The sequence below is a fragment of the Methylobacterium sp. HJ2 genome, assembly GCF_056431005.1.
The window spans coordinates 236,768-259,956 of the sequence record NZ_JBWJYM010000006.1 but is presented as its reverse complement, the minus strand read 5'-3'; the positions used below and the strand labels follow the sequence as shown (position 1 = coordinate 259,956).

19 protein-coding genes are annotated in these 23,189 nt (G+C 73.8%); 15 read left to right on the top strand and 4 right to left on the bottom strand.

Features of this window, described 5'->3' with window-relative positions; all coding sequences use genetic code 11:
- The first annotated feature begins 126 nt into the window (after positions 1–126).
- Genes ACS5RC_RS16650 through ACS5RC_RS16640 form a run of 3 tightly spaced genes read left to right on the top strand, consistent with a single transcriptional unit; the run spans position 127 to position 3,350 of the window.
- A complete protein-coding gene (locus ACS5RC_RS16650) occupies positions 127–1,080 on the top strand; it encodes a class I SAM-dependent methyltransferase (protein ID WP_478344999.1) in 954 nt (317 codons plus the stop codon).
- A 42-nt stretch (positions 1,081–1,122) separates the two neighbouring features.
- On the top strand, positions 1,123–2,649 hold the full coding sequence (locus ACS5RC_RS16645) for a bifunctional metallophosphatase/5'-nucleotidase (protein WP_478344998.1): 1,527 nt from the start codon (positions 1,123–1,125) through the stop codon (positions 2,647–2,649).
- Positions 2,646–3,350 carry a uracil-DNA glycosylase gene (locus ACS5RC_RS16640; RefSeq protein WP_478344997.1) on the top strand — a complete coding sequence of 235 codons (705 nt, stop codon included), beginning with the start codon at positions 2,646–2,648 and terminating at the stop codon, positions 3,348–3,350. The genes ACS5RC_RS16645 and ACS5RC_RS16640 overlap by 4 nt, the downstream gene beginning before the upstream one ends.
- Before the next feature lie 24 nt (positions 3,351–3,374).
- On the opposite strand, the gene ACS5RC_RS16635 is transcribed toward ACS5RC_RS16640, so the two are convergent.
- Positions 3,375–3,812 carry a hypothetical protein gene (locus tag ACS5RC_RS16635; RefSeq protein WP_478344996.1) on the bottom strand — a complete coding sequence of 146 codons (438 nt, stop codon included), beginning with the start codon at positions 3,810–3,812 and terminating at the stop codon, positions 3,375–3,377.
- A 564-nt stretch (positions 3,813–4,376) separates the two neighbouring features.
- Between ACS5RC_RS16635 and ACS5RC_RS16630 the strand changes: the two genes are divergently transcribed.
- The 5 genes from ACS5RC_RS16630 to ACS5RC_RS16610 all read left to right on the top strand — a co-directional run bounded on the left by ACS5RC_RS16630 (position 4,377) and on the right by ACS5RC_RS16610 (position 8,431).
- Entirely contained in the window at positions 4,377–4,526 is a 150-nt protein-coding gene (locus tag ACS5RC_RS16630) for a hypothetical protein (RefSeq protein WP_478344995.1), read from the top strand.
- A gap of 58 nt (positions 4,527–4,584) precedes the next feature.
- Positions 4,585–4,854 carry a hypothetical protein gene (locus tag ACS5RC_RS16625; protein ID WP_478344994.1) on the top strand — a complete coding sequence of 90 codons (270 nt, stop codon included), beginning with the start codon at positions 4,585–4,587 and terminating at the stop codon, positions 4,852–4,854.
- A 136-nt stretch (positions 4,855–4,990) separates the two neighbouring features.
- Entirely contained in the window at positions 4,991–6,664 is a 1,674-nt protein-coding gene (locus ACS5RC_RS16620) for a thiamine pyrophosphate-binding protein (RefSeq protein ID WP_478344993.1), read from the top strand.
- A gap of 113 nt (positions 6,665–6,777) precedes the next feature.
- On the top strand, positions 6,778–7,569 hold the full coding sequence (locus ACS5RC_RS16615) for an AMP-binding protein (RefSeq protein WP_478344992.1): 792 nt from the start codon (positions 6,778–6,780) through the stop codon (positions 7,567–7,569).
- Positions 7,570–7,618: 49 nt separating this feature from the next.
- Positions 7,619–8,431 carry an enoyl-CoA hydratase gene (locus tag ACS5RC_RS16610; RefSeq protein WP_478344991.1) on the top strand — a complete coding sequence of 271 codons (813 nt, stop codon included), beginning with the start codon at positions 7,619–7,621 and terminating at the stop codon, positions 8,429–8,431.
- A gap of 30 nt (positions 8,432–8,461) precedes the next feature.
- Here the strand turns inward: ACS5RC_RS16610 and ACS5RC_RS16605 are convergent, their stop codons facing one another.
- Both ACS5RC_RS16605 and ACS5RC_RS16600 read right to left on the bottom strand, forming a co-directional pair.
- Positions 8,462–8,677: a hypothetical protein gene (locus ACS5RC_RS16605; RefSeq protein WP_478344990.1), complete on the bottom strand. Its 216-nt coding sequence runs from the start codon at positions 8,675–8,677 to the stop codon at positions 8,462–8,464.
- A gap of 119 nt (positions 8,678–8,796) precedes the next feature.
- A complete protein-coding gene (locus ACS5RC_RS16600; RefSeq protein WP_478344989.1) occupies positions 8,797–9,366 on the bottom strand; it encodes a ComEA family DNA-binding protein in 570 nt (189 codons plus the stop codon).
- 205 nt (positions 9,367–9,571) lie between these two features.
- Between ACS5RC_RS16600 and ACS5RC_RS16595 the strand changes: the two genes are divergently transcribed.
- Together ACS5RC_RS16595 and ACS5RC_RS16590 are read left to right on the top strand one after the other, a co-directional pair.
- Positions 9,572–11,443, top strand: coding sequence for an ABC transporter ATP-binding protein (locus tag ACS5RC_RS16595; RefSeq protein WP_478344988.1), 1,872 nt, complete (start codon positions 9,572–9,574; stop codon positions 11,441–11,443).
- Positions 11,444–11,594: 151 nt separating this feature from the next.
- Entirely contained in the window at positions 11,595–13,520 is a 1,926-nt protein-coding gene (locus ACS5RC_RS16590; RefSeq protein ID WP_478344987.1) for a potassium transporter Kup, read from the top strand.
- 27 nt (positions 13,521–13,547) lie between these two features.
- On the opposite strand, the gene ACS5RC_RS16585 is transcribed toward ACS5RC_RS16590, so the two are convergent.
- A complete protein-coding gene (locus ACS5RC_RS16585; protein WP_478344986.1) occupies positions 13,548–14,558 on the bottom strand; it encodes a 2-dehydropantoate 2-reductase in 1,011 nt (336 codons plus the stop codon).
- Positions 14,559–14,901: 343 nt separating this feature from the next.
- Between ACS5RC_RS16585 and ACS5RC_RS16580 the strand changes: the two genes are divergently transcribed.
- The 5 genes from ACS5RC_RS16580 to putA all read left to right on the top strand — a co-directional run bounded on the left by ACS5RC_RS16580 (position 14,902) and on the right by putA (position 23,151).
- The gene (locus tag ACS5RC_RS16580) at positions 14,902–15,114 is read left to right on the top strand and encodes a CsbD family protein (protein WP_478344985.1); all 213 of its coding nucleotides are present in this window, start codon (positions 14,902–14,904) and stop codon (positions 15,112–15,114) included.
- A gap of 131 nt (positions 15,115–15,245) precedes the next feature.
- On the top strand, positions 15,246–15,629 hold the full coding sequence (locus ACS5RC_RS16575) for a CsbD family protein (RefSeq protein ID WP_478344984.1): 384 nt from the start codon (positions 15,246–15,248) through the stop codon (positions 15,627–15,629).
- Between the two features lie 149 nt (positions 15,630–15,778).
- Positions 15,779–17,179, top strand: coding sequence for an adenosylhomocysteinase (gene ahcY, locus ACS5RC_RS16570; RefSeq protein ID WP_478344983.1), 1,401 nt, complete (start codon positions 15,779–15,781; stop codon positions 17,177–17,179).
- A gap of 343 nt (positions 17,180–17,522) precedes the next feature.
- Complete coding sequence (locus ACS5RC_RS16565; protein WP_478344982.1) at positions 17,523–20,000, top strand: sensor histidine kinase; 2,478 nt, start codon at positions 17,523–17,525, stop codon at positions 19,998–20,000.
- A gap of 64 nt (positions 20,001–20,064) precedes the next feature.
- On the top strand, positions 20,065–23,151 hold the full coding sequence (putA, locus tag ACS5RC_RS16560) for a bifunctional proline dehydrogenase/L-glutamate gamma-semialdehyde dehydrogenase PutA (RefSeq protein ID WP_478345107.1): 3,087 nt from the start codon (positions 20,065–20,067) through the stop codon (positions 23,149–23,151).
- Positions 23,152–23,189 lie beyond the last annotated feature (38 nt).

Here is a 23,189-nt window from a genome sequence, read left to right as displayed (position 1 = left end):
CGGCCTGCTCAGGCCCCCCGAGGCGGCGAGGGGCGGGCGGGCCGGCGCCGACGCCGCGATTGTCGCGACAGGATTAACGATCTAGAGCACGGAGCCTGATTGCGAAGATCCGACGGACAGAGCGCCATGCCCTCCCCCCGCTACTTCCTCAGGCACTTCGTGCCGTTCACCGGGTATCCCTACACGGGGGCGCCCGCGGCGTGCAATCTGTGCGGCTGCGGCGAGAGCGTCGTGGTGGCCGAGTCCGACCGGCGGCTGAAGACCCTGCGCTCGGTCGCCTGCACCCAGTGCGGGCTGATTCGCACCGATCCGATGCCGACGCCGGACGAGCTCGCCGAGTATTACGCAAGCGCGTACCGGGCCGATTACCAGCTCGCCTTCGCGGGCGGCCCTCCGCGTCACCACCTCAACCGCTCGGCCCGCGAGGCCCGGTTTCGCGCCGATCTCCTCGCACCCAAGCTCGCCCCCGGCGCCCGCGTGCTCGATTTCGGCTCCGGGTCGGGCGAGTTCCTGGCCGCTGCCCGGGCGCGGGGCTGCGAGGCGATCGGGATCGAGCCGGGCCGCGACTACGCGGACTACGCCCGCACGACGCACGGGGTCGAGGTTCTGGACGATGCCGACGACGAGCGCTTCCCGGCGGGCCATTTCGACGTGGTCTCGACCCATCACGTGCTCGAGCACCTGCGCGACCCCGCCGTGGTGATGGAGCGGCTCGCCCGCTGGCTGAAGCCCGACGGGCGGCTCTATGCCGCGGTGCCCAACATGGCCGCCACCGGCAAGCCCCCGCACGAGCGCTTCCACTTCGCCCACGTGCACGGCTACGTCCGCGAGACCTTCGACCTGCTCGCTCGCCGGGCCGGGCTCGTGCCCGACGCCGCCTACCCGCGCGAGGACACGACGGTGGTCTACCGCAAGACCGATGCGCCGGCCGGGCGCCTCGCGGTGCCGGGCCTCGCCGCGCGCCTCGTCGCGGACCTGCGGCCGATGCCGCCCGGCGCCTATCTCGCCTCCGGGGCCTGGATCTGGCCGATGGTCCGCCGCAACGCCAAGGCCGTGCGCGACACCTTCGCGCCTCGATGAGCCGTCACCGGATCGTGGCCGCGCGGGGCTAGGCTGGCCCGCATGGTCAGCCCCAACCGCCGCCAGACCCTCGGACTCGGATTGGCCGCCGGCCTCGGCGCGGGGCTGCCCGCCTCCGCCGCCGAGCCGGGCGCCCCGCTCCCGACCTTCACCCTGCTCCTCGTCAACGACCTCTACCTGATGGGCGAGGTCGACGGGCGCGGCGGCTTCGCGCGGCTCAACGCCATCGTGAAGGCCGAGCGGGCCCGCGGCGTGCCGCTGCTCTACGCCCATGCGGGCGACACGCTCTCGCCCTCGCTGATGTCGGGCTTCGACCGCGGCGCCCACATCATGGCGATGCTGGCGCTCGCGCCCCCGGACGTGTTCGTGCCGGGCAACCACGAATTCGATTTCGGCCCCGCCACCTTCCTGGAGCGCATCCGCGGCGCCCGCTTCCGCACGCTCGCGGCCAATCTCCGCGACGGCGAGGGGCGTGCCCTGCCGGGCGTCGAGGATCGCTTCGTCACCGATCTCGGGGGCGTTCGGGTCGGGCTCGTCGGTATCGCGCTCGAGAGCACGCCCGAGAAGTCGCAGAGCGGCCCGCTGCGCTTCGGCCCGGAGGCCGCCACCCTCGCCGAGCAGGCCCGGCTCCTGCGCGGGGAGGGCGCCGAGATCGTCGTCGCCGTCACCCATACGGGCCGCCCGAGCGACCTCGCCATGCTGGCCGAGGGCCATGCCGACATCCTCCTGTCGGGCCACGACCACGACCTGCTGCTGCGCTACGACGGGCAGCGCCTGCTCTGCGAATCGAGCGTCGACGCGCAGTTCGTCACCGCCATCGACGTGCATTGCACGGTGACCGGAACGGGCGCCGAGCGGCGCCTGCGCTGGCGTCCGAGCTTCCGGATCCACGATTCGGCCGACGCGACGTCCGATCCCGAGACGCTGGCGGCGGTGCGCGTCCTCGAAGCCGAGCTGTCGCGCGAGCTCGACGTGACGCTCGGCACCACCCGCCTCCCCCTCGACAGCCGGATCGCCAGCGTGCGGGCCCGAGAGGCGAGCTTCGGCAACCTCGTGGCCGACGCGATGCGCGCCGCGACCGGCGCCGAGATCGGGCTGATGAACGGCGGCGGCATCCGCGGCAACCGGCTCTATCCGGCGGGCAGCGCGCTGACGCGGCGCGACGTGCTGCAGGAGCTGCCCTTCGGCAACACCGTGGTGCTCGTCGAGATCACCGGCGCCGTGCTGCTCGACCTCCTGGAGAACGGGCTCGCCGATTGGGGCCGCCCGGCCGGGCGCATCGTCCAGGTCTCGGGCCTGCGCGTCGCCTTCGATCCCGCCGCCGCGCCGGGCCGGCGGGTGCGTGCGGTCACGGTCGGCGCGGCGCTCCTCGACCCGGGCCGCCGCTACAGAGTGGCCTCGAACAACTTCCTCTACGAGGGCGGCAACGGCTACGGGGCGCTCCGCGCCGGGCGCACGCTCGTCGGCGCGACCGACGGCCCGTTGCTGGCCAACGCGGTGATGGCCGAGATCCGCCGGACCGCGCCGCTGGCGATCCCCGACGGCGAACGCTTGGTGGCGGAGCGATGACGACAGAGGCGGCGAACCCCGTCGCGGCCGCGCTCGCGGCCTTCCGCGCCTCCGGCTCGCCCTGGACCGCCCTGCCCTTCTTCCGCACCGGCGCGGCCGATGCGGTGGCGGCCCGCGTCGACGCCCGGATCGCGGCGGGCGCGCGTGTGCTGCCCGCGCCCGAGCGGATCTTCTCCGCCCTCGCCCTGACGCCGCCGGATGCCGTGAGGGTGGTGATCCTCGGCCAGGATCCCTACCCGACCCCGGGCGACGCCAACGGCCTTGCCTTCTCGTATGTCGGGCCGCGGCGCCTGCCGGTCTCCCTCAAGGTGATCCTCGCCGAGGTCGAGGGCGTGCGGCCTGGCACGGGCGACCTCACCCCCTGGGCGCGCCAGGGCGTGCTCCTCCTCAACAGCGCGCTCACCGTCGAGGCCGGCAAGGCCGGCGCGCACCTGCGCTACGGCTGGGCCGCGCTCACCGACGAGGCCGTCGCGGCGGTCTCGGCGCGGCCGGAGCCCGCGGCGTTCCTGCTCTGGGGTGCGCAGGCCCGCGCCCGCGCCGCCCTGATCGACGGGAGCCGCCACGCCATCGTCGAGAGCGGACACCCCTCGCCCCTGAACCGCGCCCGGGACTTTCCCGGGTCGCGGCCCTTCGCGCGGGCGAATGCGTGGCTCGAGAGCCGCGGACGCACGCCGATCGACTGGCGGCTCGGCGGCGCCTGAGATCCGGCTCCTGGGTGGGCCTGGCTACTGCGCCGGCTTGGGGGCGGCCGGCTCGGGCGCTGCGGGGGCCGGAGAGGGCGTGGGCGCCGTCGCCGCGGGCGCCTCGGCACCTACCGGCAGCAGCACGTTCTTGGCGACGTTGCCCTCCGGGCCGTACTCGCCCGCCACCGCGATGCAGGCTCTGTCGCGGTTCAGGGCCATCTGGTTCGACATCAGCGCGAACATGGTCTGCACGCGGCTGCCGAAGGGCCCGCGCGGGGCGACGTCCTCGGCCCGGGTGTTCTGCTTGGCGAGCAGCGCCTCGAACTGCACGGTGTCGATCCGGTAGCCGCAGACGTTCGAGGCGGCGAAGATGTAGGCGGCGAATTCGAGCGCCCGCGGGGCCGGGGCATTGCGGATCTGCGCCTGGGCCGGGCCGGCGGCGAGCGCGGCGGCGAGGGCGAGCGGGATAGGGGCACGCATCGTTCGGTTGTCCTCTGGTGTTCCTCGAAGCCGGCGGGTTCTGGCGATCCGCTCGGCGCGCCTCGCCACATAGGTCCTCGCAAAGCCGAGGGCGAGCGGGCGGCGGATCGGCCGCAGGCCCGGGCTCCGGAGGCGACAGGGCGCGTGGCGCGCCGGGCACGGTGCCGGATCAGGCCCTGTACCGGGCGAAGAGCCCGGGGCCGGAACGGCTGGGTCCTCGAGGACGGCAGCCGGGCGCTGGCTCCGGCGCGGCGAGAGCGCCGCCGTCCCGCGCCGACGCGCCCACCGCCCGGCCCGGCCGGCGATGGACCGCGCGGGCCCGTCCGGCGTTTCCAGAATCCCGGGGCGCGCTGCCTTCGCGCTGCCTGAGCATCCCGTTCTCTTGCCCGAGCGTCCTCGGCGCCGGGAACCCGCCGGGGTGGCCCTGGCCCGGCGCGGTCCGGTCGTGCAGAAGCTGACGTGCGCCTTGACACTGTCCAGAGTCCGCTGTCCGTGTTCCTTCTTCAGATCAGAACGCCCGATTCGACAGTTTGGCGTGCATCCACCGCACTGGAGACTGTCGTTTTGGCCGAGGCCACCCAGATCGCCGAGCGGCTGGCGCGAGCCTGCCGCCGGACCGGCGCATCGAGTCGCGCCGCCACGCGGACCTGGGTGGTCGAGGTGATCGGGGATGCCGGCGCGATCTTCCACCGCGCGCCCGTCGCCCCGGTCTGATCGGCAGGATCGGTCGGCCCCCTCGCGGGGCGCGGCCCGTGCAACGAGAGGTCGCCCGATGTCCAGGATCCGCAAGTCCCTCCTCGTCCTCGCCTGCTTCTGCGTGCCGGCCCCGGCCCGCGCCGAGGCGTCTCCGGCGCGCGAGGGGCTGAAGCAGTATTGCAGCGGCGATTACCTGCAGCATTGCAGCGAGCACGCGCCCGGCGGCCCCGAGGTCGAGGCCTGCTTCCGCGCGAAGATCCGGCAGATCTCGCCCGGCTGCGCCGCGGCGATCTCCGCCTACCAGCGCGAGCGGAAGGCGACTGCGCGGGTGACGCAGGTGCGCTGAGGATCCGCGGCCGGACCCCGCTCGGGTCGGCCGGGATCGGCCAAACTCTGTCGGGATCGGGTATGAGGGGCGGTCGGGCGCGTGCCGGGTGAGGGCACGTCCGGCGCCGTCCCCTCCCCGCGATCCGGATCCGCCCGTGACGACATCGGACACAGCCGCACCCACCGCCGCGCAGGCCCTCGTCGCGCAGCTCGCCGTCAACGGCGTGCGCCACGTCTTCACCGTCCCGGGCGAGAGCTTCCTGCCGGTGCTCGACGCCCTGCGCGATTCCGGCATCCGGGTGATCACCTGCCGGCACGAGGGCGCCGCCGCGATGATGGCCGAGGCGGTGGGCAAGATCACCGGCCTGCCCGGCATCTGCCTCGTCACCCGCGGGCCCGGGGCCAGCAACGCCTCGGCGGGCGTGCACGTGGCGCAGCAGGATTCCTCGCCGATGATCCTGTTCGTCGGTCAGATCGAGCGCGGCCAGCGCGACCGCGAGGCCTTCCAGGAGGTCGATTACCGCGCGGCCTTCGGCCCGATCGCCAAGTGGGCGACCGAGATCGAGGATCCGGCCCGCGTCCCCGAATACGTCTCGCGCGCCTTCCACGCCGCCACCGCCGGGCGGCCGGGGCCCGTGGTGATCGCCCTGCCGAAGGACATCCTGCGGCTGCCCTGCCCCGGCCCCCTGGCCGAGCCGGTCCGGCCGGTCGAGGCGGCGCCCGGGTCCGAGGAGATGGCCGCCCTCGCCGGCCTCCTCGCCGGGGCCCGGCGCCCGCTCCTGATTCTCGGCGGCAGCCGCTGGAGCGAGGCCGCCTGTGCCGATCTGCGCCGCTTCGTCGACGCCTACGACCTGCCCGTGTCCACGAGCTTCCGGCGCCTGTCCCTGTTCGATCCGCTCCACCCGGCCTACGCGGGCGACCTCGGGCTCGGGGTGAACCCGGCGCTCGCCGAGCGGGTGCGCGCGGCCGACCTCGTGCTGCTGCTCGGCGGACGCCTCGGCGAGATCCCGAGCCAGGGCTACACCCTCCTCGACATTCCGAGCCCGGCCCAGACCCTCGTCCACGTCCATGCGGGCGCGGAGGAACTCGGCCGGGTCTACCGCCCGCACCTCGCGATCAACGCGAGCCCGGCGCGCGCGGCGGCGGCGCTCGCGCGCCTCCCGCCGCCGGACCGGATTGCCTGGGCGAAGGAGACCCGGGCAGCGCACGCCGCCTACCGGGCCTGGAGCGACGCGGCGACGCCGCAGCCGGGCCCGGTCAATCTCGGAGCCGTGATGATCCACCTGCGCGAGGCGCTGCCCGATGCCGTGATCTGCAACGGAGCGGGCAATTACGCCGCCTGGATCCACCGCTTCTGCCGCTTCCGCGCCCTCAACCGGCACCTCGCGCCGACCTCGGGCTCGATGGGCTACGGCCTGCCCGCCGCGATCGCCATGAAGACGCTGCATCCGGAGCGGACGGTGCTCTGCATCGCGGGCGACGGAGACTTCCTGATGACCGGCCAGGACTTCGCCACCGCCGTGCAGTTCGACCTCTCCGTCGTCTGCATCGTCTGCGACAATGCCAGCTACGGCACCATCCGGATGCACCAGGAGCGCGACTTCCCCGGCCGCGTCTCGGCGACCGACCTGCGCAACCCCGACTTCGCCGCCTATGCCCGCGCCTTCGGGGGCTTCGGCGCCACCGTGGAGCGAGACGCCGATTTTCCCGGCGCCCTGGCCGCGGCGCTCGCCTCCGGCCTGCCCGCGATCCTGCATCTCAAGGTCTCCACCGAGGCGATCAGCCCGGGGCGGACGCTTTCGCAGATCCGCGACGCGGCGCGGGGCTGACGCGGCCCGCGCGTGGGGCGGACGCCCGATCCGCCAAGCCGGGATGCGCAAAAAATTAACCCGGGGCCGCCACGGCTTGCCTCCCGCCTCTCGTGAACCGGGCCCGACGCCGCATGCTCCACCCCGCTCAGGACCGCTCCGCGCCCGGAACCCCGCTGCTACGGCCGGCCGGGGCGGGGCCGCGGCTCGCGGCCGGTCCGATCCGCACCCTGCCCGCGCTGATGGAGGATCTGGCCGCGATCCTCGGCGCGGCCCCGGCCTTGGCCGGACCGGACGGCAACCTGAGCTACGCCGAACTCGGCGCCGCGCTCGCCCGCACCGCCCGCTGGGCCCTGGCCCAGGGCTTCCGCCCCGGCGACACGGTCGCGCTGCTGATGCGCGACGCGCCCACGCGGCACGCCCTCTGGCTCGGCCTCGTCCGGGCGGGCCTGCGCGTCGCGCTGATCGATCCCGCCCTCACCGGCGCCCGGCTCGCCCGCTGCCTCGCCGGCGCCGGGGCGCGCCTGCTGATCGCCGAGCCCGCCTGCGCCGAGGCGCTCGGCGGCCTGGCCGGACTGGTGGCCGAGATGCCGGCCGTCGGCTGGCACGGCGCGGGCGCCGACGTCGCCCGCATCGACCTGGAGATCGCCGAGTACGACGGCGCCCCCCTCGGCTTCCGCTTCGCGCCCGATCCCGCGCCGGACGCGGCCGCCCTCCTCGCCTGCGCGCCCGCCCGCGACGGCGGCACGCTGATCCTGCCCGCGAGCCACGGGGCGCTTCTCGGCTGGGCCCAGGGCTTCTCCGAGGCCGCTGCGGGCCTGCGCCGGCCGGATTGCCCGCCCGCCTTCCGGAGCTTGGCCGAGGCCTGCGGCACCCTGCTGCGCGGCGGCGCCGTCCGCCTCGGCCCGGCCCAGACCTTGTGCTAGAGACCGCCGCCGGCGGCCCGCGCTGCCGCCGCTGCCGCGGAGCCGTCCGATGTCCCCAGCCGCCGAGCCCTCGACTCACCCCGTCGCCGCGGAGCCCGTGCTGCTGCGCGCCGATGCCGAGGGCATCGCGACCCTGACCCTGAACCGCGGGCCTGCCCGCAACGCCCTGTCGCTGGGCCTCATGGCGGCGCTGCAGGACGCGCTCGACGCGATCCGGGCGGACCGGAGCGTGCGCGTCGTGGTGCTGCGCGGCGCAGGTCCCGCCTTCTGCGCCGGGCACGACCTCAAGGAGATGCGGGCCGATCCCGGCCGGGAGGCCGCCGACGTGGTCTTCGCGGCCTGTTCGGCGCTGATGCTCGCGATCACCCGGCTGCCGCAGCCGGTGATCGCCGAGGTCCACGGCATCGCCACCGCGGCGGGGTGCCAGCTCGTCGCCACCTGCGACCTCGCGGTCTGCGCGGAGACCGCCCGCTTCGCGACGCCGGGGGTGAATATCGGCCTGTTCTGCTCGACCCCGATGGTGGCCCTGTCCCGGGCCGTGCCCCGCAAGGCCGCGCTGGAGATGCTGCTCCTCGGCGAGCCGATCGATGCCGCGGAGGCGCTGCGCATCGGCCTCGTCAACCGCGTCGTGCCGGAGGCCGGGCTGTCGGACGCGGTGCGGGCGATGGCCCGCCAGATCGCCGCCAAGGCGCCCCGCGTGCTCGCCATCGGCAAGGAGGCCTTCGCCGCCCAGTCCGAGATGGGGCTCGCCGAGGCCTATGCCTACGCGGCCGGGGTGATGACCCGCAACATGATGATGGCGGACGCCGCCGAGGGCATCGACGCCTTCCTGGGCAAGCGCGCGCCGCACTGGCAGCCCTGAGCCGCGGCGCCGGCGCGGCGCGGGGCCGCCCTACTGGCGCGTCCGGTTGACCAGCGCGAGGAGGGCCCGGGCGACCGGCTCCGTGACGTTGCGCCGGTACTTCCGGTGGACGAGCTGCCCGTTGTGGTAGACGTCGTGCTCGACGTAGAGGCGCTCGCCGTCCCAGCGGACGATGTTGTCGGTCTCCGTCGTCTCCTCGACGCCGAGATCGTCCCGCAGGATCGTGTTCCCGGTGGGCGTCAGCATCCGCAAATCCTCGGTTCCGGCCCCGGCGGCCGCGCCCGGGGAGCATAGGCAAGGCGGCAGGCCCGCGCCAGACGGGACGCGCGCCGGGCCGATGACCGGACGCCGCGATTGTCGCGCCCCTACTGCACCGTGACCTGATCCTTGATCCGGTCGTAGGTCGCGCGGCTGAGCACCCGCTTCGAGATCAGCTGGTCGACGGAGGTGTAGGGCCGGCGCTGGATGATGGCGCGCCCGATGCTGCCGCCGCCCTTGAGGCCGTTGAGCTGGGCGAGTGTCGCCGTGTTGAGGTCGACCAGCGCGACGGCCCTGGGACCGGCGGCGTCGAGGGCGCGGTCGGCCGCATCCTCGGGTGCGGGGGCCGGCGGCGGATCCTGCGGCGGGGGCGCGGGAGCCGGGACGGGCGTCGCTGCGGGCGCGGGCCCTTCGGTGAGCGCGGGTGCGGCGGCGGAGGGGGGCGCGACCGCGGGCGGAGGCGTCGCGGAGAGCGGCGGGGACGCGGGCTGCGGCGCGCGCGGCGCCTCGGGTTCCGCCGGCGCCGCGCGCTTGGCCGCAGGCGGCGCCGCGACGACGGGCACATCGCCCGCCGGAAGCGGCGCGGAGCGCGGCCACAGGAGCTGGATCAGCGCGGCGATGATCCCGGCCGCGACGAGGAGCCCGGACACCCGCAACAAGGCCGAGCCGCTCAGCATTCGATCCTCCCCCAAGAGCAGATGTCTCTCATCCTACCGCCCAGAGAGGCAATATTCGGGCGTGTCGCGACAATGCCGGTCCGTGAGAATGGGCGGGATAACCGCCGCGTGGCCTCCCGACACGGCCGCGCATCGGCGCCGGGGTCGCGCTTGGATGGCGCGCGGAGGATCGACGCGCGGGCTCCCACCCGGCATACCGGCCGCGATGGCCCGCCTCGGCACCGCTCTCCTCGACACCGCCCGCCTCGATGCCCTCCTGCGCGAGCGGGTCGGCGCGCTGCGCCACCTGCCGACGCTGTTCCGGCACGTGCGCGCGGCGAGCCCGGGGCTGTTCGCGGCCAATGCCGGCCTGCGGCTCGTCGGCGCCTGCCTGCCCCTGGCGATGCTCTACCTCGCCAAGCTCATCCTCGACGCGATCGTGGCGGCCCATGCCCGGCCCCCGCCCTCCGGGGCCGCCGCGTGGCTCGCCGACCCGGAGCTGCGGCGCCTCGCCCTCCTGGTGGCCGCCGAACTCAGCCTCGCCCTCCTGTCGGACGCGGTCTCCCGCCTCGTGAATCTCGTCGAGAGCCTGATCGGGGACGCCTACGGCAACGCCGCCTCGCTGCGCCTGATGAACCACGCCGCGCGCCTCGACCTCGCCCAGTTCGAGGACAGCGCCCAGCAGGACCGCCTCGAGCGCGCGCGCCGGCAGGTCACGGGCCGGACCAGCCTGATCGCCCAGGTCTTCGGGCAGGGACAGGGCCTCGTCACCCTCGCCTCCCTGGCGCTCGGGGTCGCGGCCTTCGCGCCCTGGCTGATCCTGCTGATCGCCCTCGCCCTCGTGCCGGCCTTCCTGGCCGAGTGGCACTTCACCCGGGCCGGCTACCGGCTGGCCTGGAAGCGCACGCCGGAGCGGCGGCGGATCGACTACCTGCGCTATCTCGGCGCCAGCGTCGAGGCGGCCAAGGAGATGAAGCTCTTCGGCCTGCACGGCTACGTCGCCGACCTCTATGCCGGACTCGCCGACAGGCTGGTCGCTGAGAACCGCGCGCTCGCCCTGCGCCGCGCCGGCTGGGGCTGGGCCTTCGCGGCGCTCGGCACCCTGGCCTACTACGCGGCCTACGCGGTGATCGTCTGGCGCACGGTGGGCGGCGCCTTCACGGTGGGGGACCTCGCCTTCCTGGCCGGCTCGTTCCAGCGCCTGCGCGGCCAGATCGAGGGGCTCCTGCTGGGCTTCACCCAGATCTCCGGACAGGCGCAGTATCTCGACGACCTGTTCTCCTTCTTCGCGATCGAGCCCCTGATCCGCTCGGCCCCCGACCCCGCGCCCCTGCCCGCCTCGGGACCGGGCGAGCTCGTCTTCGAGGATGTCGGCTTCCGCTATCCCGGCGCGGAGGGCTTCGCCCTGCGCGGCCTGAGCTTCAGGATCCGCCCCGGCGAGACCGTCGCCCTGGTCGGCGAGAACGGCGCGGGCAAGACCACCATCGTCAAGCTGATGACCCGCCTGTACGATCCGACCGAGGGGCGCGTGCTCCTCGACGGCCTGCCGCTCGCCGCCTACGACCTCGACGCGCTGCGGGCGCGCATCGGCGTGATCTTCCAGGATTTCGTGCGCTTCGACCTGACGGCCGGCGAGAACGTCGCGGTCGGCCGGATCGCCGCGCGCGACGATCCCGCCCGCATCGCCGCGGCGGCGCGGCGCGGCCGGGCCGATGCCCTGATCGCCGGCCTGCCGCAGGGCTACGACCAGCCCCTCGGCAAGCGCTTCGAGGGCGGGATCGACCTCTCCGGCGGGCAGTGGCAGGCGATCGCGCTGAGCCGCGCCTACATGCGCGAGGCCGAGATCCTGATCCTCGACGAGCCGACCGCCGCCCTCGACGCGCGGGCCGAATACGCGGTCTTCGCGCGCTTCCGCGATCTCAGCGCCGGCCGCACCGCCGTGCTGATCTCGCACCGCTTCTCCACCGTCCGCATGGCCGACCGCATCCTGGTGCTGGAGGAGGGCCGCGTGCTGGAGGAAGGCGGTCACGCCGACCTCCTGGCGCGGGGCGGGCGCTACGCCGAGCTGTTCGAGCTGCAGGCGGCGGGATACCGCTAGGCGGCGCTCACGCCGATCGTGGCGATCGGCGCCGCGATGTCTCGTCCGTGACCGGCGCCTCCCTGGACGCTGCGGCCCGCAGCCGCTAGCTCTTGCGGCGCCCGTGCCCCGTGCGGGACCTCGCGATCCGATCCGTCCCCCGGAGCCTCCGTTGAGTCAGACCGAAGCCCGTGCGGAGGATGCCTCCGGCCATGGCGACCGGGGGCGGCTGCGTCCCGCCCTGCTGCTCGGCGCGCTCGGCGTCGTCTACGGCGACATCGGCACCAGCCCGCTCTACGCCTTCAAGGAGGCGGTGCGCGCGGCGAGCGGCGGCGGTGGTGGTGCCCAGCCCGCCGCCGTGATCGGCGCCGTCTCGCTGATCCTGTGGTCGCTGATCCTGATCGTCTCGCTCAAATACGCGGTGCTGATCCTGCGCGCCGACAACCGCGGCGAGGGCGGCATCGTGGCGATGCTGGCGCTGCTCGGCGCCCGCCACGCCCGCCCGGGCACGTGGCAGGCCCTCCTCCTCGTGGTCGGCCTGATCGGCGCCGCGCTCCTCTACGGCGACGGGGCGATCACGCCCGCGATCTCGGTGCTCTCGGCGGTGGAGGGCCTGAAGGTCGACGCGCCCGCGCTCGGCCGCTTCGTGGTGCCGATCACCCTCGTCATCCTGGTCGGGCTGTTCCTGGTCCAGAGCAAGGGCGTCGCCTTCATCGGACGGCTGTTCGGGCCCGTCATGCTGCTCTGGTTCGCCGTGCTCACCGTGATGGGGATCGGCGGCATCCTCGACCGGCCCGAGATCCTCGCCGCCCTGAACCCGCTCCGGGCGGTGGAGTTCCTCTACGGCGCCGGCTGGCACGTCAGCTTCGCGATGCTCGGCGCGGCCTTCCTGGCGGTCACCGGCGGCGAGGCGATGTATGCCGACCTCGGGCATTTCGGCGCCAAGCCGATCCGGGTCGCGTGGTTCGCCCTCGTCCTGCCGGCGCTGGTGGTGAACTATTTCGGCCAGGGCGCGGTGCTGCTGGCCGAGCCCGACGCCATCGAGAACCCGTTCTACCGCCTCTCGCCCGACTGGGCGCATTTCCCCCTGATCGGGCTGGCGACGCTCGCCACCGTGATCGCCTCGCAGGCGATCATCTCGGGGGTGTTCTCGCTGACCCAGCAGGCGATCCAGCTCGGCTTCCTGCCCACGATGCGCATCGTCCAGACCGCGAGCGACGAGCGCGGCCAGATCTACGTGCCGGCGGTGAACTGGCTGCTCGCCGCCGCGACGCTGACCGCGGTGGTGGTGTTCGGCTCCTCCGACGCGCTCGCCGGCGCCTACGGCATCGCCGTCTCGCTCCTGATGGCGATCACCACGCTGCTCGCCGCCCTGATCGCCCTGAAATGGGGCTACAATCCCTTCGCGGTCGCGGCGGTGAACGGCTTCTTCCTGGCGATCGACCTCGTCTTCCTCGGCGCCAACAGCGTGAAGCTCGTCGAGGGCGGCTGGTTTCCCCTGGTGCTCGCAGGCCTCGTGGCCCTGATGATGCTGACCTGGCGCAAGGGCAACCAGCTCGTGGAGACCGCGCGCACCGGCATGCGCCAGCCCGAGGACGTGTTCCTGGCGGGCCTGCAGCACCGCGACCTCGTGCGGGTGCGCGGCACCGGCGCCTTCCTGTCCTCGGCGACGCACGGCATTCCCCTGCACCTCTCCCGCTTCGTCGAGCGCAGCCACGCCCTGCCCCAGCGCGTGCTGATCATCTGCGCCCAGTACGAGGAGACGCCGACCGTGGCGGAATCCGAGCGCGGCCACGTCTCGATCCTGGCGCCCGACTTCTACCGGGTGACCCTGCGCTACGGCTTCATGGAGGACGCCTCGATCCCCGACGGCCTGCGCTGCGCCGTGGAGCACCGGCACCTGCCGGCCCACGTGCTCGACGACCTCACCGTGTTCGTCGGGCACGAGACCGTGATCCCGAAGAGCGACAAACGCGGCATGGCGCCCTGGCGCGAGAACCTCTACGCCTTCATGCAGCGCAACGCCGAGCGCACCGGCGCCTTCTTCTGCGTGCCGACCCGGCAGGTGGTCGAGGTCGGCACCGAGATCGAGATCTGAGCGGCCGGCGCCCCCCGCAGGGGCGCCCTACGCCGCCTGGATCGCGAGGCGGCCGTTCGCCTCGGCGAGGGTTTTGCCGAGCAGCCGCATCAGCGCGTAGACCGCGTCGACATGCGGGGTCGGGGTGCCGGTGATGCGGCCGAGCTCGATCACCGAGCCGACCAGCGCCTCGAGCTCGATCCCCCGGCCCGCCTCCACGTCCTGCAGCATCGAGGTCTTGTGCGCGCCGACTCTCTCGGCGCCGGCGATGCGCCGGTCGATATCGACCCGGAAGCTGACGCCGAGCGCGTTGGCGATCGCCTGCGCCTCCTCCATCATGGCCCGGGCGAGGGAGCGGGTCTCGGGGAACCGGCAGATGTCCACGAGCGTCGCGTGGGTCAGCGCCGAGATCGGATTGAAGCTGAGGTTGCCCCAGAGCTTGAGCCAGATCTCCGAGCGGATGTCGCCGGTCACCGGCGCCTTGAAGCCCGCCGCGGTGAGCGTGTCCGAGAGGGCCTTGACCCGGGGGCTCGCGGAGCCGTCCGGCTCGCCCAGGGTGTAGCGGTTGCCCTCCACGACCCGGACCACGCCGGGCGCCTCGAGGATCGCGGCCGGATAGACCACCGAGCCGATCACCCGGGCGGCGTCGAGATGGCGCGCGATCTGCCCGCCCGGATCCGAGTTCTCGACCTGCCGCCCCGCATGCGGCCCGTCGTGGCCGCGCAGGAAGTACCACCACGGGATGCCGTTCTGCAGGGTGACGACCGCCGTGTCGGGCCCGATCAGGTGGCCGAGATCGGCCGCGATCGGGCCGACCTGATGCGCCTTCACGGTGAGCAGCACGTAATCGTGAGGCCCGGCCTCCCGCATCGAGTCCGTGGTCCGCACCTCCCGGGCGTGGATCTCGGAGCCGTCCTCCTCGATCAGCCGCAAGCCGCCGGACCGGATCGCCGCGAGATTCGCGCCGCGCGCGATGAAGGTGACCCGCTCGCCCGCGGTCGCGAGCTTGACGCCGAGTTGCCCGCCGATGGCGCCCGCGCCGACGATCGCGATGCTCATGGGTCCGTTCCCCGTGGTGGTTCGCGGCGCGCCCGGCCGCGCGGGCCGGTCTCCGGCCGGAGGCTGGCATACGGTATGCCGAGAATACTGCCCGACGTTAGGGACGGCGTCGTCTGTAAAGATTTCGCGACCCCGGCAAAAAATCTTCACCGGCGCCGATGGCACGCCGGGCCGGGTCGGACCCAGCCGCCCGCCCCGAGCCTGACGGGACCCGGACCCTGAACGAGCCGTGATCGAGCGTGATGGAACCTTGGCGGCGACGCCGTGTTCGGACCACCCAGACGGGGCGGCCCCGACCCGGCGACGTGGCCGGGCCGGCCGCCCGAACCGAATGGAGACCACGATGAGCAGCACCACGGACAAGCTGAAGGGCCTGGCCAACGAGGCGGTCGGCAACGTCAAGCAGGGCGTCGGCAGCCTGACGGGCAACGAGAAGCTTCAGGCCGAGGGCAAGGCGCAGGAGCTGAAGGGCGACGCGCAGAAGACCGTGGGCGACGTCAAGGACGGCGTGAAGAACGCCGCGCAGCAGGCGGCGGACGCGGTCAAGCGCACCTGAGGCGCGCCATCGGCGCCGGGCGGCAATCCGGCGCCGCATCCCATCAGCCATCGGGGCCGGCGCTGCCGGCCCTCCTCGTTTCGGGGCACCATCCGGCCGAGCCCGGCCGCCCCACCGCAAGGATCGCAACCATGAACAGGGACCATCTCGAGGGCGGCCTCCGCAACCTGCGCGGTCGCGCGAAATCGGCGGTCGGTGCCATCGGCGGCCGTCCGCGTCCCCAGGTCGAGGGCGCCGTCGATCAGGTCGCCGGTGCCGCCCAACACGCCTATGGCCGCGCCCGCGACGCCGCCGACGATCTCGCCCGCGACGGCCGCCGCCTGGCCGACGAGGCGGGCGAGCGCGGGCGCGCGCTCTACGATCAGGTCGGCGACCGCAGCCGCTACGTGCGCAGCCGGGCCGAGCATCACGGCCGCGCCCTGGCCGCCCGCGCCGACGACAACCGCGCCGCCACGCTGGCCCTCGTCGCCGCGGTCGCCTTCGGCGTCGGCTGGCTGACCCGCGGCCGGGACTGAGCGGGCCCGCGTCGCTGCCGGCCCGGTCCGGCAGCGACGTATAAAGACATCTTTATGTCTTGATTGCTTCGTATCCGACGACCTGCTACAGGCTCGGCGGACCGAGCCCGGGCGGGAGCGCCCGAGCGTGACACGGAGCAGGAGGCCTCATGGCTAAGGACTACATCGTCAAGGACATCGGGCTGGCCGATTACGGCCGCAAGGAGATCTCGATCGCCGAGACCGAGATGCCGGGCCTGATGGCCGTCCGCGAGGAGTACGGCGCGCGCCAGCCCCTCAAGGGCGCCAAGATCGCCGGCTCGCTGCACATGACGATCCAGACCGCGGTGCTGATCGAGACGCTCAAGGCTCTCGGCGCCGACATCCGCTGGGTGTCCTGCAACATCTACTCGACCCAGGACCACGCCGCCGCCGCGATCGCCGCCGCCGGCATCCCGGTCTTCGCCGTGAAGGGCGAGACTCTGGAGGAGTACTGGGACTACACCTCGAAGCTGTTCGACTGGCATGGCGGCGGCGTGCCGAACATGATCCTCGACGACGGCGGCGACGCCACGATGTTCGTCCACCTCGGCCTGCGCGCCGAGAACGGCGACACCGCCTTCCTCGACAAGCCGGAATCCGAGGAGGAGGAGATCTTCTTCGCGCTGCTGAAGAAGAAGCTCGCCGAGAAGCCGAAGGGCTGGTTCGCCGGCCTCGCCGACGCGATCAAGGGCGTCTCCGAGGAGACCACCACGGGCGTGCACCGCCTCTACAACCTCGCCAAGGAGGGCAAGCTGCTCTTCCCGGCGATCAACGTGAACGACTCGGTGACGAAGTCGAAGTTCGACAACCTCTACGGCTGCAAGGAGTCGCTCGTCGACGGCATCCGCCGCGGCACCGACGTGATGATGGCCGGCAAGGTCGCGATGGTCGCGGGCTTCGGCGACGTGGGCAAGGGCTCGGCCGCCTCCCTGCGCAACGCCGGCTGCCGCGTCATGATCTCGGAGATCGACCCAATCTGCGCGCTCCAGGCCGCGATGGAGGGCTACGAGGTCGTCACGATGGAGGACGCCGCCCCGCGCGCCGACATCTTCGTGACCGCCACGGGCAACAAGGACATCATCACCCTCGACCACATGCGGGCGATGAAGGACCGGGCCATCGTCTGCAACATCGGCCACTTCGACAACGAGATCCAGGTCGCGGGTCTCAAGAACCTGAAGTGGAACAACATCAAGCCGCAGGTCGACGAGATCGAGTTCGCCGACGGCCACCGCATCATCCTCCTGTCGGAGGGCCGCCTGGTGAACCTCGGCAACGCCACGGGCCACCCGTCCTTCGTGATGTCGGCCTCGTTCACCAACCAGACGCTCGCCCAGATCGAGCTCTGGACCAACCCGGGCAAGTACGAGCGTCAGGTCTACACCCTGCCCAAGAGCCTGGACGAGAAGGTCGCGGCCCTGCACCTGGAGAAGATCGGCGTGAAGCTCTCCAAGCTCCGCCCCGATCAGGCAGCCTATATCGGCGTCAGCGAGAGCGGCCCGTTCAAGCCCGACCACTACCGTTACTGATCCGATCCTCCCCGGCTCGGGGAAGATCTGCACCGCTTGGAGCCCGGCCCGAAAGGCCGGGCTCTTTGTTTTTGGCCTGAGCTTGCGGGGCGCCTGTCAAGAGGCTGCGTGGTTAACGCAGTGTGTCTTCTGTGTGTCGGATCGCGGCGGCGTGCGTCCGCGGGCCGTCCGCCCGCGCGAAAGGCCCTTCCGACGGGATTTCTCCGCGCTGTAGAGTGGGGTCCGAATCTGAAGGTGAGATGACGCGCAGCGGTCCGAGAGGGCGCCACGCGGGCATGGCGCGTCGCGCGCCGTGGCGCCCCGTGCGCCGGCCTCATCGACGGTGTGTGGGATGAGGCGGGTCATGGGTCTCGAACGAGCGGCGCGCCCGGCGGCGTGCGCCGGCGTGCTGGCTGTGGACGCCCTCGGCGGCGGAACGGCGGCCTGGGGGGCGGGCGCGGATGCCGCAGCCCTGCACATGCACGGCGTCGCCAGCGTCTCGGTGCTGGGCGGCCTCATCGCCTTCGCGACGATCCTGTCCCTGCTGCACCTGCGCGAGCGCGCCCGCTGGACACGGCGCGAGCGCGAGCAGGCCGCGGCCCTCGACGCCCTGCGCGGCGCCCACGACCGGGCCGAGATGCTGCTGGCCGCCGAGCGGCAGATCATCGTCACCTGGGACGCCCGCGGCGAGCCGGTGATCGAGGGGGATGCGGGCATCGCCTTCGACGGGCGCCCGGTCTCCGGCGCGGCCCGCCGGATCCTGGCCTTCGGCTCCTGGCTCGTGGAGGCCGACGCCGCCGCGATCGAGGCGGCGGTGGAGGGGCTGCGCGCCCGCGGCACCAGCTTCCGCATGCGGCTGCGCAGCCAGGCCGGCCGCAGCCTGGAGGCCCAGGGGCAGGCGGTCGCCGGGCGGGCCCTGCTGCGGCTGCGCGAGACCAGCGAGGAGCGCCGGGAGATCGCGGAGCTGCGCGAGACCCTCGACGAGGCGCGCAAGGGCCTCGCGGCGCTGTCCGGCCTCCTCGACGCCATCCCGCAGCCGGTCTGGCGCCGCAACCGCGAGGGCGGCCTCGCCTGGGTCAACCTCGCCTACGCCGCCGCCGTCGAGGCGCCCTCCCGCGAGGAGGCCCTGCAGGACGGCGTGGAGCTGCTCGACCGGCCGGCCCGCGAGATGGTGGGGCGCGAGGACGGCGCCCGGCGCGGCACCCCCCAGGCCGTGCCGCGCCTCTCCGCCGTGGTCGCCGGCAGCCGGCGCATGCTGGACGTGTTCGAGACCCGCCTCGACAGCGGGCGCGTCGGCATCGCGGTGGACGTCTCGGAGCTGGAGAGCGTGCGCGCCGACCTCCAGCGCCAGATGAATGCCAACGTCCGCACCCTCGACCAGCTGCCGACCGCGGTGGCGATGTTCGACGACCGCCAGCGCCTGATCTTCCACAACGCCGCCTATCGCCAGCTCTGGGACCTCGACGCGGCCTTCCTGGAGAGCCGCCCCCTCGACGGCGAGATCCTCGACCACCTGCGCGGCCAGCGGAAGCTGGAGGAGCACGCCGATTTCCGGGCCTGGAAGCAGAACGTGCTCGCCGCCTACCGGGCGGTGGAGGCCAACGAGACCTGGTGGTACCTGCCGGACGGCCGCACGCTGCGCGTCGTCGCCGATCCCAACCCCCAGGGCGGGCTGACCTACCTGTTCGACGACGTCTCCGACCGGATGGCGCTCGAATCCCGCTACAACGCCCTGATGCGCGTCCAGGCCGAAACGCTCGACACGCTGAAGGAGCCGGTGGCGGTGTTCGGCGCGGACGGGCGCCTGACCTTCGCCAACCGCGCCTTCGCGGGCGTCTGGCGCCTCGACCCGGCCCTGCTGGAGCAGCGCCCCCGCATCGAGGCGGTGGTCGAGGCCTGCCGCGCCATCGCGCCGGCGGAGGAGCCCTGGCTCGACATCCGCGACCGGGTCGTGGGCCTCGACGCCCGCGAGAGCCTGTCCTGCCGGCTGGAGGTGGTGGACGGCACCGTGCTCGACTGCACCGCACAGCCGCTCCCCGACGGCGCCACCCTGCTGACCCTGATCGACGTGACCGCGAGCGTGAACGTCGAGCGCGCGCTCACCGAGAAGAACGACGCCCTCGAGAAGGCGGCGCAGCTGCGCGACAGCTTCGTCCACCACGTCTCCTACGAGCTGCGCTCGCCGCTCACCAACATCATCGGCTTCACCCAGCTCCTCGGCGACGAGTCGGTCGGCGCGCTCAACGGGCGCCAGCGCGAGTATTCCGACCACATCATGCGCTCCTCGGGGGCGCTGCTCGTCATCATCAACGACATCCTCGACCTCGCCTCGATCGATGCCGGATCGCTCGAGCTGCAGCGCGAGTCGGTCGACGTCCGCACCACGATCGAGGCCGCCATGCGGGGCATCGAGGATCGGCTGGCCGAATCCCGCCTCACCATCGCGCTCGACGTGCCGGGCGACATCGGCAGCATCCACGCCGACGCCAAGCGGGTCCGGCAGATCCTGTTCAACCTGCTCTCGAACGCCGTCGGCTTCTCGCATGCGGGCGCCCGCATCGAGGTGCGGGCGCGGCGCACGGCCTCCGACCTCGTGCTGAGCGTGCGCGACCACGGCGTCGGCATGCCGGCCGAGGTCGCCGCCCTGGTCTTCGACCGCTTCGAGAGCCGGACCCTCGGCACGCGCCACCGGGGCGTCGGCCTCGGGCTCTCGATCGTGCGCTCCTTCGTGGAGCTGCACGGCGGCCGGGTCGCGTTGGAGACGAGCCCGGGCACGGGCACCTGCGTCACCTGCAGCTTCCCGCTGGTCGACGCCGAGTCGCAGGTCGAGGCCGCGGAGTAGCGGCGGCCCCGGCTCGGATCGTGCTACGGTGCCGGACCTCAGCCGCACCCGAGGGCCGACCCGGATGACGCGCCCCGCCCTGCCCCGCTTCTGCGCCCCCTACGCCGCCGACGACGCGGGGATCGCCGCCCGGCTGATCGCGGCGGCCCACCGACCGCCCGCGGACGAGGCCCGGATCGACGTGCTCGCCACCGAGCTCGTGGGGGCCGTGCGCCGCCGCGGCGGCCTCGGCACCGTCGAGGCGCTGCTGCAGGAATACGCCCTGTCGAGCCGCGAGGGCCTCGCCCTGATGGTGCTGGCCGAGGCGCTGCTGCGGGTGCCCGACGCCGCGACCCAGGACCGGCTGATCGCCGACACCCTCGGCGCCGGCGACTTCGCCCACCACGCCGCCCGCTCGGACGGGACGCTCGCCCAGGCGACCACCTGGGCCCTCGGGCTCGGCGCCCGGCTCGTCACTCCGGGCGAGAACCCGGAGCTGATCCTCGGCGGCCTCGTGCGCCGCCTCGGCCGCCCGGCGGTGCGGGCCGCGGCGCTGCAGGCGATGCGATTGATGGGCGGCCAGTTCGTCCTCGCCGAGGAGATCGGCACCGCCCTGAGGCGCGCGGGCGAGCCGGGCCGGCGGCGCTACCGCTACTCCTTCGACATGCTGGGCGAGGGCGCCCGCACCGCCGCCGACGCGGCATCCTACCGCGACGCCTACGCCGCCGCGATCGCCCGGATCGGCCGCGAGGCCGGCAACCGGCCGCTGCCCGACCGGCCGGGCATCTCGGTGAAGCTCTCGGCCCTCCCTACCCGCTACGAGCCGCGCCAGCGCGACCGGGTGATGGCCGAGCTGGTGCCCACCCTCCTCGACCTCGCCCGGGCGGCCCGCGCGCACGACCTGAACCTCACCGTCGATGCCGAGGAGGCCGCGCGCCTCGAACTCTCCCTCGCGGTGATCGGCGCCGTGCTGCCCGACCCCTCGCTCCGGGGCTGGGACGGCTTCGGCCTCGCGGTCCAGGCCTACGGCAAGCGCTGCGGCGCGGTGATCGCCCATGTCTCCGACCTCGCCGAGGCTCTGGACCGGCGCCTGATGGTCCGCCTCGTCAAGGGCGCCTACTGGGACACCGAGGTGAAGCTCGCCCAGGTCGAGGGCCTGTCGGACTATCCCGTCTTCACCCGCAAGCCCGTGACCGACTTGAGCTACCTCGCGGCCGCCCGGCAGATGCTGCGGGCGCCCCAGCTCTACCCGCAATTCGCCACCCACAACGCGCTCACCATCGCCACCCTCGCGGTGGAGGCCGGGGATGGGCCGTTCGAGTTCCAGCGCCTGCACGGCATGGGCGAGGCGCTCTACGGCCACCTGCTGGAGATCCGGCCCGAGACCGCCTGCCGGGTCTACGCCCCCGTCGGCGGCCATCGCGAGCTCCTGGCCTATCTCGTGCGCCGGCTCCTGGAGAACGGGGCGAATTCCTCCTTCGTCGCCCGCGCTGCCGATCCCGCCGTGCCGGTGGCGAGCCTGCTCGCGCGGCCCCAGGCCCTGATCGAGACGCCGGCCCGGGCCCGTCATCCGCGCATTCCGCTGCCGCGCGACCTGTTCGGCTCCGAGCGCGCCAACAGCCCCGGCACCGCCTTCGGGGACGCGGCCGCCCTCGACGCGCTCCGGGCCGAGATCGCGGCCGAGAGCGCGGCGTCGGCCCGCCCGGCCGAGGCCGCGGTGTCGGCCGAGGGCGATCCCCGCCCCGGGCCGCCGCGTCCGGTCCTGAGCCCGATCGACGGCGCGTCCGTCGGCACCGTGGCGGAGGCCGATTCCGACGCGGCCGACGCCGCGATGGCGGCGGTCGCCGCGGGCTTCCCGGCCTGGGCCGCGACCCCGGCGGACGCCCGCGCCGCCTGCCTGGAGCGCGCCGCCGACGCGCTGGAGGCCGCGCGCGGGCGCTTCCTCCATCTGCTCCAGGCCGAGGCCGGCAAGACCCTGGACGACGCCCTCGGCGAATGGCGCGAGGCGATCGACTTCCTGCGCTACTACGCGGCGCAGGGCCGCGCCCTGTTCGGCGTCGAGCGCGACCTGCCGGGGCCGGCCGGCGAGTCCAACCGGCTGGCCCTGCGCGGGCGCGGCGCGATGCTCGCGGTCTCGCCCTGGAACTTCCCGCTGGCGATCTTCCTGGGCCAGGTCTCGGCCTGCCTGATGGCCGGCAACGGCGTCGCCGCCAAGCCCGCCCCCCAGACGCCGCTGGTGGCGGCCGAGGCCGTGCGGCTCCTGCACGCCGCCGGCGTGCCGAGGGATGCCCTGGCGCTGGTGCCGGGCGGCCCCGAGATCGGCGCCCGCCTCGTCGCGCACCCGGCGCTCGCGGGCGTCGTCTTCACCGGTTCGACCGGGACCGCGCAGGCGATCAATCGGGCGCTCGCCGCCCGCCCCGGCCCGATCCTGCCCCTGGTGGCCGAGACGGGGGGCATCAACGCGATGATCGTGGACGCCACCGCGCTGCCCGAGCAGGTCGCCGACGACGTGATCACCTCGGCCTTCCGCTCGGCCGGCCAGCGTTGCTCGGCGCTGCGCCTGCTCTGCCTCCAGGCCGACGTCGCCGACCGGATGATCGCCATGATCGTGGGCGCCGCCCGCGAGCTGCGGGTCGGCGACCCGCGCGACCTCGCGGTCGATCTCGGCCCGGTCATCGACGCCGCCGCCAGGGACCGGCTCGACCGGGCGATCGCCGCCCGCGCGCGGGACGCCCGCACGCTCTACGCCGCGACGGCCCCCCAAGGCCTCTACGTCGCCCCGCACGTCTTCGAGATCGCGGATGTCGGCGCCCTCGGCGAGGAGGTGTTCGGGCCGGTGCTGCACGTGGTCCGCTACGGCGCCGACGGCCTCGGCGCGGTGCTGGCGGGCCTTCGCGCCGGCGGATACGGCCTGACGCTCGGCATCCACTCGCGCATCGAGGCGACGGTCGCGCGGATCCGGACGGCCCTGCCCCACGGCAACGTCTACGTGAACCGCAACATGATCGGCGCGGTGGTGGGGGTTCAGCCCTTCGGCGGCACCGGCCTGTCGGGCACCGGCCCCAAGGCCGGCGGGCCGCATTACCTTGCCCGGCTCGCCACCGAGCAGACCGTCACGGTCAACACCGCGGCGGCTGGCGGCAATATCGGGCTCGTCAGCCTGGAGGGCTGATGGTTTCCCGCGTGTAACTCCGGTTGACGGGGCGGCGG

What these genes read in the sequence shown, in the direction of transcription:
- ACS5RC_RS16650 (WP_478344999.1), top strand. Translation starts at nt 127, where the DNA reads ATGCCCTCCCCCCGCTACTTCCTCAGGCACTTCGTGCCGTTCACCGGG.
- ACS5RC_RS16645 (WP_478344998.1), top strand. Translation starts at nt 1,123, where the DNA reads ATGGTCAGCCCCAACCGCCGCCAGACCCTCGGACTCGGATTGGCCGCC.
- ACS5RC_RS16640 (WP_478344997.1), top strand. Translation starts at nt 2,646, where the DNA reads ATGACGACAGAGGCGGCGAACCCCGTCGCGGCCGCGCTCGCGGCCTTC.
- ACS5RC_RS16635 (WP_478344996.1), bottom strand. Translation starts at nt 3,812, where the DNA reads ATGCGTGCCCCTATCCCGCTCGCCCTCGCCGCCGCGCTCGCCGCCGGC.
- ACS5RC_RS16625 (WP_478344994.1), top strand. Translation starts at nt 4,585, where the DNA reads ATGTCCAGGATCCGCAAGTCCCTCCTCGTCCTCGCCTGCTTCTGCGTG.
- ACS5RC_RS16615 (WP_478344992.1), top strand. Translation starts at nt 6,778, where the DNA reads ATGCTCCACCCCGCTCAGGACCGCTCCGCGCCCGGAACCCCGCTGCTA.
- ACS5RC_RS16610 (WP_478344991.1), top strand. Translation starts at nt 7,619, where the DNA reads ATGTCCCCAGCCGCCGAGCCCTCGACTCACCCCGTCGCCGCGGAGCCC.
- ACS5RC_RS16605 (WP_478344990.1), bottom strand. Translation starts at nt 8,677, where the DNA reads ATGCTGACGCCCACCGGGAACACGATCCTGCGGGACGATCTCGGCGTC.
- ACS5RC_RS16600 (WP_478344989.1), bottom strand. Translation starts at nt 9,366, where the DNA reads ATGCTGAGCGGCTCGGCCTTGTTGCGGGTGTCCGGGCTCCTCGTCGCG.
- ACS5RC_RS16595 (WP_478344988.1), top strand. Translation starts at nt 9,572, where the DNA reads ATGGCCCGCCTCGGCACCGCTCTCCTCGACACCGCCCGCCTCGATGCC.
- ACS5RC_RS16585 (WP_478344986.1), bottom strand. Translation starts at nt 14,558, where the DNA reads ATGAGCATCGCGATCGTCGGCGCGGGCGCCATCGGCGGGCAACTCGGC.
- ACS5RC_RS16580 (WP_478344985.1), top strand. Translation starts at nt 14,902, where the DNA reads ATGAGCAGCACCACGGACAAGCTGAAGGGCCTGGCCAACGAGGCGGTC.
- ACS5RC_RS16575 (WP_478344984.1), top strand. Translation starts at nt 15,246, where the DNA reads ATGAACAGGGACCATCTCGAGGGCGGCCTCCGCAACCTGCGCGGTCGC.
- ahcY (WP_478344983.1), top strand. Translation starts at nt 15,779, where the DNA reads ATGGCTAAGGACTACATCGTCAAGGACATCGGGCTGGCCGATTACGGC.
- ACS5RC_RS16565 (WP_478344982.1), top strand. Translation starts at nt 17,523, where the DNA reads ATGGGTCTCGAACGAGCGGCGCGCCCGGCGGCGTGCGCCGGCGTGCTG.
- putA (WP_478345107.1), top strand. Translation starts at nt 20,065, where the DNA reads ATGACGCGCCCCGCCCTGCCCCGCTTCTGCGCCCCCTACGCCGCCGAC.